Origin of the sequence: Acinetobacter guerrae (assembly GCF_009372255.1) — a bacterium.
Taxonomy (GTDB): Bacteria; Pseudomonadota; Gammaproteobacteria; order Pseudomonadales; family Moraxellaceae; genus Acinetobacter; species Acinetobacter guerrae.
Map to the genome: position 1 here is coordinate 59,061 of NZ_LXGN01000011.1, position 8,221 is coordinate 67,281.

An 8,221-nucleotide genomic window follows, 5' to 3' on the forward strand; every position below is an offset into this window, starting at 1 on the left:
ATCATGAAAACTTATTCAAGTAAAAAGCGCGATGATTTTTTTACATAATTACATTGATAGACTTGAAAAAACCAAGATATCCTCGATTTAATACATTAAGTTATCCATTTTTTTATTCACAGCTTATATGAAAAATCAAAATAGTCCTGAAATCGTCACTATCGAAGAAAATAATTTTGGCAGTCATGCGCAGCATTGGAATCTACTTTCTCCAGAACCCGCTCAGGATGTACCAAAGTGGCTTGGACTGGCACTAGATAGCCCAATCATGCCGATGGGTATCTGTGAATGTGAAAATGATATGGATCAAGCATTTTGGCTTATTCAGGGCCCTGCAAATTCATCGATCAAACTCAACCAGATTATTGCAGTCGAAAATAATAAACCTAAAGCATTAAAAACGGCATTTCCTACATTTGAAAGTCCATATAAATTTAATGCTACGGTCGAACGCATTATTACATCTGAATCAGCCACTCAAGCCGTTTTACAGTTAAAAGTAAATCCAAATACCATTATTTATGCCTTCGATAATCTATATAGCGTCAATCATGGTCAATATCAAAAGGATCAGAAGTATCAAGTTCAATTAAATGCATGGGCATATGAACTTGAAATAGTAGCTGATAATGAAACCATTATTGTAGATGACCCAGCTTCAATTAAACATCATCGCGCATTAAACGACATTTTAGCCGACCATAATGGTGTAGCGCCTGAAAATCTACAGGAACTTATTAATGCATGGGAACCGAAAACACCTGAAGATAAAGAGCCTGTAACCGTTGATTTTTCTAAAATGGTGGCTTATTTATACGGTGAAACGATCGGTCAGGAAGATGAAGCTTGGTTTCAGGGCAATATCGTGGGGAAGACATCCATGACATTTATGGAACAAGAATATACGCTTTATGATGTCACTTTAGTTTTAGAAGATAATCTACCTGCGACATTAATTCGGATTGCAACAAAAGACGATTTGTTTAAAAACTTTGAAATTGGACAGTATATTCGCGGAAACCTATGGATTCAGGCGAATATTTATGCTAAAACTATTAATAATTAATATATTTTCACAATAATTTAATTATTAGGCTCATTAATGAAAATTATTCGAGAACAACAAAGTTACAGTCTAGTCCAATTTAGCGGTCAACGTATTAAGTTAGACAAAGGTGCCTTTTGCTTTTTTGTTCTTGGGATGTTTCTTGCAGCCATGATTTTTTATCATTTGGGCTTGTTAACTGCCTAATTTTACTTTATGAATTGCTTAAACATTAAAAATAAAGCCCTCATCATGTGAGGGCTTTATCGTGATTAAGCATTACGTTTTGCAAAGTCATCCATAAAGTTAACCAATGCCTGCACACCTTCAAGCGGTACAGCATTGTAAATACTTGCACGCATACCACCAACTGAACGATGCCCTGCCAGATTCAACAAGTGCCGTTCTTCTGCTTCTTTCAAAAATAATTTTTCCAAAGCTTCATCTGCCAATGTAAATGGCACATTCATAATAGAACGGTTTGCCTCTGCAATCGGATTATTATAAAAATCACTGGCATCAATATAACCATAAAGCAAGTTGGCTTTTTCTAGATTGATCTTGTGGATGGCATCTACCCCGCCCTGCTCAAGTAACCATTCAAACACCAAACCTGATAAATACCATGAATAAGTCGCTGGTGTATTCACCATCGAATCATTTTTGGCCTGCGCTGAATATTGCAAAATACTTGGAATATCTGAACGCGCTTGATCAAGTAAGTCATCACGTACAATCACAATCGTTAAACCTGCTGGACCAATATTTTTTTGCGCACCCGCATAAATAAGACCAAACTTTGATACATCTATTGGCGCAGATAAAATACTTGAAGAAAGGTCTGACACTAAAGGCGCATCAACCTCTGGAATACCAGCAAATTGTAAACCACCAATCGTTTCATTGTCTGCATAATGCACATAGGCAACATCTGGAGACAGGTTCCATTCACGTTGATCTTTAATCGCAAGTTTGCCATTAAGTGTTGTACCCGCTTCTATCACATTGATCTCGCCATAACGCTGCGCTTCTTTCAATGCTTTTTCTGACCAGATCCCAGTATGAATATAATCCGCTTTAGGATTTTTACCCAACAGATTGAGTGGAATTGCTGAAAACTGTAGTGATGCTCCACCTTGTAAAAATAAAACTTTATAATTTTGCGGAATATTCATTAACTTGCGTAAATCAGCTTCAGCTTTTTCTGCAACTGCGACATAGTCTTTACTACGATGACTCATTTCCATAATGGAAAGGCCCTTACCCTGCCAGTCCAATAACTCAGCTTGAGCTTTTTCTAAAACGGCAGTCGGTAAGGCAGCAGGGCCAGCACAGAAATTGTACGCGCGCATGATTTTTCCTTTGTTAAAGTGAAACAAAATTAAACTGTTGCATTTAACCACATCTTGGGATTTCGTGCAGTAATTGAACCCATAAATATTTCAATAGAAACTGCCGAGTATCGTTATTTAATCTATAAATCATTTTAATTTAGGCTAAAATTAAACGCACAGTTTCATGCCTAATCAGGTTTAATTTGCAACGTTAAACCACTTATGCGCGTGAGCCTGTTATACAAATGTATTGTAAACAATTCAATAACTTACTTTTATAAAGAATCCACTACACTAGCTGAAAATATTAAAAGTTGTTTGATATGAAATTTAGACGTCAGGTTTATACAACAAAACCAACCTTTTTGACGCAAGCTTTAATCAAGATCATGGCGGCTGGGTTAGGTTTTACAGGATTATGCGCTCAAGTGCAGGCGCAAAACTTTAGTTATGCGCAAGCAGAACAGCAAATAATTGAAAACTCTTACACAACTCAGGCCAATCAAGCATTGCAAAGTTCAGCAAAACTCGATGCAGAAGCGGTAAAAGGTTTAGGGCTGCCACGTATTGACTTCAATGTTCGTGCTTATAAATTTCATAGTGAAGCCGATGTACCACTTAATTCATTTAAGCAAGGCATTGAAAATGCTTTAAATGACAAACTCGATAATCAGCTAAATGAATGGCAAAATGTTATTCCACCCAATATTATCGGTGACGTTGAAAGTGGCATGAATGGCGTTATTCATGATGGCGTCAATATGGTTCCGAACTATGCCAACTTGACTTTACAGGATGAACAAATACGTTCATCTATCTCAATGGTGATGCCACTTTATACAGGTGGTTTACTCAAATCCACCAAACAAATTGCAGCGATTCAATCGCAACGTTCTGAACTCAATACTGAACAGCAACAAGATGTACAACGTTTTGAGATGATTCAAGCGTATTTCAATGTGCAATTACAACAGCAACTTCTCAAATCCAGTCAGTTTAATTTCGATGCCATGCAGCGCCATCTGGATAATGCACTTAAACTTGAGAAACAAGGATTTTTAAGCAAAGGACAACGAATGCAATTTGAAGTGGCGCGAAATAACGCGCAGCGCTTATTGCAAAGTGCGCAGGCAAATCTACAAAGCAGTCAATTTCAATTGAATAATTTGCTCAGAACCAATCAAGTGAACCAACTCACCACGCCATTATTTATAAATAAAGTGCAAACTCAGTCCTTAGATAATTTAATGGCAACCTATCCAGAACAGTCCAGTTTGGTACGTAAAATGCAAATGGATACCCAAATTGCCAATGAAAATGTTCGCGTACAGCAAGCAGCAAAAAAACCGAACTTATTTGCTTTTGGTGAATATAGCCTTGATGATAAAGAAAACTGGATCGTTGGAATTGCAGCAAAATATAATCTATTTTCAGGAATCGATAAAAGTAAAAGTATCCATTCCGCAGAGCTTAAACGCTATGCAACAGAACTACTCACTGCAAGAACCAAACAAGAAATTGAAAACGTGATGAATAAATCTTATAGCGAACTGAATTCAGCACAACAGAGTCATGCTTTGCTTTTACAGAATCAAAAAGCTGCTCAGGAAAATTTACGCATTCAGGAACTTTCGTTTAAAGAAGATATGGGTACAGCGACTCAAGTCATCGATGCGCAAAATGCCCTAAATGCCTTAAATACCGAAATGGCACTGAATGCTTATAAATACATACTATCATTGGCAACTTTATTACAAAGTCACGGCTCAATTTCAAGTTTTAAAGCCTATGTAAACCAGCCAAATACCGATTATATTCGTTAAAGGAGAGGACATGATGAATCAAGATCAACCACCATCTGATGCTCAACATCCAGATTCCTCTTCTATCACAGAGAATGAAAATATCCAGCATGATGAAACCGAGCAAAACAATAAAGAGCAGCAAAATAAGCCTGAAAAACCTAAAAAAAAGGGGCTCATAAAAATCATTGTTGCAGTTGTGGTGTTATTACTACTCGGACTGATTGCCTACGGACTTTGGAAAGCCTACCAACCCAAGCAGGTCGAATTACAAGGTCGTGTAGAAGCAGAAACGTTACACGTCAGTACCAAAGTTCCAAGTCGTATAGAACAGATTTATGTTTCTGAAGGACAAAAAGTTAAAAAAGGGCAAGCTTTAGTACTTCTGGTCAGCCCAGAAATTCAGGCAAAAAAGCAACAGGCACAGGCGGCGCTACAATCTGCACAAGCGCTGCAATCTACAGCTGAACGTGGTTCACAGGAAGAGAATATTGATTCCTTGTATGCAAACTGGAAAAGCGTACAGGCACAGTCTGAACTTGCGAGTAAAACCTACCAACGTGGTGCGGTACTCTATAAAGAAGGCGTGATTTCACGTCAGCGCCGTGATGAAATGTATGCTGCACAACAATCTGCCAAAGAACTCAGTGAAGCGGCTTACCAACAATATGCCCGCGCCAAAAGAGGCAGTACCCCACAACAACAATCAATGGCTGATGCACAGGTCGAAATTGCTCAAGCTGCTTTAGCTGAAGCCAATGCGCTTGAAGGTGAAACCAAGCTGTATTCTCCTGTTAATGGGACTATATCGAAAACGTATGGCAAACCCTCTGAATTAGTTGCAACAGCGGTTCCTGTGGTCAGTATCTTGGAAGATGATGAACTTTGGGTCAGTTTAAATGTCCGCGAAGATCAATATCGTTCGGTGTATAAAGCAAAAACTCTAGAAGGTTATATTCCTGCACTCGATAAAAAAGTTGAATTTAAAATTGAAAACATTGATGCCGAAGGTGAATTCGCTACGATTAAAACCACTCGACAAACAGGTGGTTATGATATTCGTAGCTTCAAACTGCATTTAGTACCTGAACAGCCGATACCAGACCTGAAAGTCGGGATGAGCGTACTATTTAAAGTCATTGAGGCAAAATAGCATGCTTGCCTGTATATTACGGGAACTACGCTACTTACTACACAATAAGTGGGATCTGGCGATGGTGATCATTGCGCCATTATTCATCATTTTATTATTTAGTAGTATGTTCTATAAAGGCAAACCTGATCACCTGCCTATTGCAATTATAGATCAGGATCAGAGTGAACTCAGCCGTAATATTGATCGCTATCTGTCGCTCAATCAAACGCTTGATATTAAATATCGAACGCAAAACCAAACAGAAGTCGAACATTTACTGAATCAGACCAAAATTTGGGGCTATGTACACATACCAGCTGGTGCCGAGCAGCGTTTGGTCAATGCCCAAGATGCGCAAATTAGCATTGCTTTTAATCAGTCATTTTTTAGTGTGGGAAATACTATTTCTTCCGCCATGCTTTTAGGCACTTTAAATGGCATAGCCGATTTTGCTGGGCAAAGTTATCTAAGCAATGTACTCCCCTATTTAAGTATGCCAACGCCAAATGTCAAAATCTCTACTTTGTATAATCCAAATCTAAGTTATGAATTTTACTTAGAACCCTTTTTAATTCCAGCAATTCTTCATTTATTGCTGTGCTGTTGTGTCGCATTTGCGATCGGTCAGGAACTAAAAAGAAATACTGTAAAAAATTGGGCAAATCAGCATGATTATATCCGCGCCTTATTTGCAAAAGTTTTAGTCTATGTGGTGATTTTTACATTATGGACATGGGTATGGATGTTTTGGCTGATTGTGATTAGAGGTTGGTTTATCGCTGGTAGCTTAGTTTTAATACTAGCAGGGCAAGTTTTACTGTATTTTTCTTATGCTTTTATTAGTTCCACTGTTGTACTTGCCAGTAAAAATTTAGGGCGAACTTTTGGTTTTATTGCAGTCTATGGTGGCTCGTCCTTAAGTTTTGCAGGTGTAACATTGCCTTTGAATAATGCGCCTATTTTCACTCAATTTTGGTCGATGATCATTCCCTATACACCTTATGCTCGGCTACAAACTGAGCAATGGGTTGTGGGGAGTGATGTTGGAATTTCAATCTGGCCATTTTTTATTTTGCTCGGTTATAGCGTATTTTATTTCGCTATGAGCGCATTACTGATGAAAAAGTTAGTGAAGGAACAGAAACATGGCTAAGTTCTTTTACTATTACATTGAAACATTTAAAAATATTGTTAAAAACACCTCAATTTTAACTACAGTGATTTTATCTGTATTTTTTTATAGTTTTTTTTATCCGATCGCTTATAAAGCAGAACATGCAGAATCTTTGCCCATTATCATTGTTGATGAAGAACAAAGTGTCGTCACTTCAACGATTATTGCTCAAGTTGCAAATAGTCCAGATGTAAAGATAACTGCAATTACGGGGAATTTTTTTGAAGCTGAGCAAATGGTTCGCAACCAGAAAGCCGATGGTATTTTGTATTTGCCTGATAATTTATCAAACAGTATTCGACGTGGAGAAGTCGGAGGGATCGGACTTTATATTAGTACTGCATACTTTTTAAAAACCAAAGAAATTGGCTTAGGATTAGCGACTGCAATTGAAAATGCAATTCGAGAACAGGCCGCACGTTTTGGACAAGTTTCTCATTTCAAACCTGAACTTTCCATCCATCAAATTCCCTTATTTAATACTTTATCGGGCTATGGTAGTTATATTTTTCCAGCTGTAGCGCCTGTAATTATTCACCAAACCATTATTTTGGGCTTAGGCATGCTCATTGGCGGTTTTCGAGAAAAGAACTGGCAACCCTCAAAAAGTGAATTTTGGGGAATTTTTGCATGCTTTTTTACCATTGGTTGTTTAGGTTGCTTTTATTTATTTGGCTTTATTTTCTGGGTCAATGACTATCCGCATGGCGGAAATTTTTGGGGAATGCTTTTGGCTGTCCCTATATTTGTGTGTTGTATCACTGCATTGGGATTGGTATTTGGTTCTTTATTAGATATGTCTGAACGGGCTGGGCATTTTTTGGTGTTCACTTCTATTCCTTTGTTTTTATTAACAGGCATTGCATGGCCCATTCAGTCTATGCCGTTATGGATACAAGGCTTTACATGGCTTTTGCCTTCCACCCATGCAGTTCAGTTATTTATTCAATTGAATCAAATGGGAACACAAACTTATCTGGTTCTCCCTAAACTTATTTTTTTAAGTTGTGCAGCAGGCATTTTTTTATTCATTGCTTATTATCGGTTGGTAATGCAGCCAAAAAATCCAACTCATAAATAATAAAAAAAGTATGCCTAATGAACTTCACCCCAATAAGTGGACGGTTTGATTAAGCAGCTTCTAAGGACTGAGTTCTGTACTCTACAGGGCTTAGTCCTTTTAATTTAACCTTGATTCTTTCATGATTGTAATAGTGAATATATTCTTTCACGGTTTGTTCCAATTCTTCAACTGAATTAAATTTTTCACCATAGAAGCACTCTGATTTGAGTATTCCAAAGAAATTTTCCATTGATGCATTGTCCAAACAGTTACCTTTACGAGACATACTCTGTATTAAACCATGCTGTTTGAGTTGCTGTTGATAATGACGCATTTGGTACTGCCATCCCTGATCTGAGTGGATCACAGGTTTATCATCATCTGGAAGCTTGATAAGCGCATCATCCAACATCTCTGTAACTAATCGATATACTGGTCTACGTTGAGTTTTAAAGGCTATAATTTCTCCATTGAATAAGTCCATGATGGGTGATAAATAAAGCTTTTTACCACCAACATTAAACTCTGTTACATCCATTACCCATTTCTGATTCGGTTTATCCGCTTTAAATTGGCGTTGTAGTACATTATCTGCAACTCGACCTACTTGCCCCTTATAAGAACGATATTTCGTTATTCTGATACACGATTTAAGCTTCATCGACTGC

The 8,221-nt window shown here is 37.7% G+C and carries 7 protein-coding genes; 5 read left to right on the plus strand and 2 right to left on the minus strand.

Going from position 1 to position 8,221, the window contains the following annotated elements:
• The first annotated feature begins 127 nt into the window (after nt 1–127).
• Nucleotides 128–1,066 carry a hypothetical protein gene (locus A7A69_RS07945; RefSeq protein ID WP_120370964.1) on the plus strand — a complete coding sequence of 313 codons (939 nt, stop codon included), beginning with the start codon at nt 128–130 and terminating at the stop codon, nt 1,064–1,066.
• 251 nt (nt 1,067–1,317) lie between these two features.
• On the opposite strand, the gene serC is transcribed toward A7A69_RS07945, so the two are convergent.
• A complete protein-coding gene (gene serC / locus A7A69_RS07950) occupies nt 1,318–2,397 on the minus strand; it encodes a 3-phosphoserine/phosphohydroxythreonine transaminase (RefSeq protein WP_152876826.1) in 1,080 nt (359 codons plus the stop codon).
• 305 nt (nt 2,398–2,702) lie between these two features.
• Here serC and A7A69_RS07955 point away from each other — a divergent pair, with 305 nt between their 5' ends.
• Genes A7A69_RS07955 through A7A69_RS07970 form a run of 4 tightly spaced genes read left to right on the plus strand, consistent with a single transcriptional unit; the run spans nt 2,703 to nt 7,571 of the window.
• A complete protein-coding gene (locus A7A69_RS07955) occupies nt 2,703–4,202 on the plus strand; it encodes a TolC family protein (RefSeq protein ID WP_152876828.1) in 1,500 nt (499 codons plus the stop codon).
• 10 nt (nt 4,203–4,212) lie between these two features.
• Nucleotides 4,213–5,334: an HlyD family secretion protein gene (locus tag A7A69_RS07960; RefSeq protein WP_152876830.1), complete on the plus strand. Its 1,122-nt coding sequence runs from the start codon at nt 4,213–4,215 to the stop codon at nt 5,332–5,334.
• A 1-nt stretch (nt 5,335) separates the two neighbouring features.
• Complete coding sequence (locus A7A69_RS07965) at nt 5,336–6,469, plus strand: ABC transporter permease (protein WP_152876832.1); 1,134 nt, start codon at nt 5,336–5,338, stop codon at nt 6,467–6,469.
• Entirely contained in the window at nt 6,462–7,571 is a 1,110-nt protein-coding gene (locus tag A7A69_RS07970) for an ABC transporter permease (RefSeq protein ID WP_152876834.1), read from the plus strand. The genes A7A69_RS07965 and A7A69_RS07970 overlap by 8 nt, the downstream gene beginning before the upstream one ends.
• A 49-nt stretch (nt 7,572–7,620) precedes the next feature.
• Here the strand turns inward: A7A69_RS07970 and A7A69_RS07975 are convergent.
• Nucleotides 7,621–8,221: IS3 family transposase (locus tag A7A69_RS07975; protein WP_152876836.1), on the minus strand; the 601-nt coding region annotated here is incomplete at its 5' end.